General features: G+C 44.8%; 1 protein-coding gene. It reads right to left on the reverse strand.

The genetic code is table 11. From position 1 onward, the window contains the following. Positions 1-3: 3 nt before the first annotated feature. On the reverse strand, positions 4-1,758 hold the full coding sequence (locus B5G27_RS15730) for an IS1182 family transposase (protein ID WP_087179786.1): 1,755 nt from the start codon (positions 1,756-1,758) through the stop codon (positions 4-6). Positions 1,759-1,903: the final 145 nt, after the last annotated feature.

Below are 1,903 nucleotides of genomic sequence, written 5' to 3' on the forward strand. Positions count from 1 at the left end.
TGGTTAAGCCGCTTCCTGCTCCTTTTTCCCTTCAAATTTTTCGATTTCCTGATGTAAAAACCGATGATATTTCATGATGTTCCGCCCTATGGCATACAGCATGAACTCTTTATATACTTTCTCTTTCGAACGGTAGTTAAAACGACGGAAGTTTTCGTTCTCTTTGATATCTCCAAAGTGACCCTCTGTCTGGATCGACCGTGTCTGACGTTTCAGGATCCCTTCTTCACTCTGGATATTCGTGTTGGACTCCTCCCTCAGTTCTTCCCAGCGTTCATTGATCTTCATGACCTTGTTCTGGTCCGGATTCTTTTCGGGATTGTATTTATAAAGACATTTCGATTTATATTCACATTCACTGCAGTCCGCACAGCCGTATACCTCTATTGTCTGTGTGTAGCCGTCCTGTTCTTTGCTTTCTGTCCGGATATGGTGCAGTTCTCTTCCGTCATGGCAGATATAATAGTGCTCATTCTCAAAAACGGCGTATGTCATGTTGTAATACTTCCCGATGTCTTCTTTGTATGCCCGTGTCTTCCTCTTCTCATGGTCCTGCAGCTTGATGAAGCTGCGGATCCTGTTCTCTTTCAGATACAGCAGGTTCTTTTCACTGCAGTAGCCGCTGTCGGCAGTGACTGCCTCCAGCTTATCCCCAAACGCTTTCCTGTGTTTTTCCAGAACTGGGATCAGCGTGTTGTAGTCTGTCCGGTCATTGCTTACATATCCGTGGACAATAAAGTAATTTTCTACTGCGATCTGGACGTTATAGGCAGGTTTTAACTGCCCGTTCAGCATATGGTCCTCTTTCATCCGCATGAATGTCGCTTCCAGATCTGTCTTAGAATAGCTGTTGCGGTCTTTCCCCATGATCTTAAAGCATTCTTTATACTCCATCAGACGCTTTCCGCATTTTTCCAGTTCCTCATAAAGTTTCTGGATCTCCGGCTTGCGCATTCCCTTCCCGAAAACAAACTCAATCCCTTCCCCCTCTGCAATCCGCATCAGGTTCTTCTGCAGTTTCCGGATTTCAAGCGGGGAACAGTGATCGATTTCAATTATGGTATTATTGGGGATTTTCTTATGCTTTGTCAGTTTCCGCTCCCTGTTCTTTTTGATGATCTTCCTGATTTTGTCCATCCCCTCGATCACAAACATATGGGCATCCCCAAGGTCGTATTTCGGACCATACCCATTGTCCAGCAGGAAAGCGTTGTACTTTGTATAAAGGGCATCGATCGTATCCAGCAGGCCTGCAAGGTGGTAATTCAGGCTGCCCCGCCAGACAAAGGTATATCTGTTGGCATTTGCCTCCAGTTTCGTTCCATCGATATAAAGTTCTTTCAGTGTAAGAAACCCTTCTTTTTCCAGGCGGCGCATGAACTGGTAATTCAATTCATCCAGGACTTCCCCTGTGAGCTTTTTGCCTTTAAAATCGTAAAAAACATCCCTTTGAGGCTTCTGCCCTTTCGTCAGCCAGATAAAAGCAAGGTCTCTCTGGCACAGATCAACAATCCGGTCAACGGCCCGGACTCCGCGCATGTTTGCGTAGGTAACGACAGCATACAGCATGATTGGGTTAAACCCGGTTCTTCCCTTGTTTGGATAACAGGCCAGCAGGCCTGAAAAATCTAATTCCTCCATCACTTTTTTCAGGGTATAGACTGGATCGTCATCGGGTAGACTCAATTCGAAGAAACTGAAGTTAATTTTCTGTTGCCCAATTTCAAAAAAGTCGTTATAATAATCTTGTTTTTGCATAGTTCCATTATAACATGGAACGGAGAGAAAGATGGTTGTCGTTAGCCATCTTTTTCTCTTTTTACAGGATAAATTTCAGGGGCAGTTGTGACTCATGCGAGTCACAACTGCCCCTGTTTTGGACTATCTATTTCCCGACAGCCCC

The sequence above is a fragment of the Lachnoclostridium sp. An76 genome (genome assembly GCF_002161355.1).
Lineage (GTDB): Bacteria > Bacillota > Clostridia > Lachnospirales > Lachnospiraceae > Mediterraneibacter > Mediterraneibacter caccavium.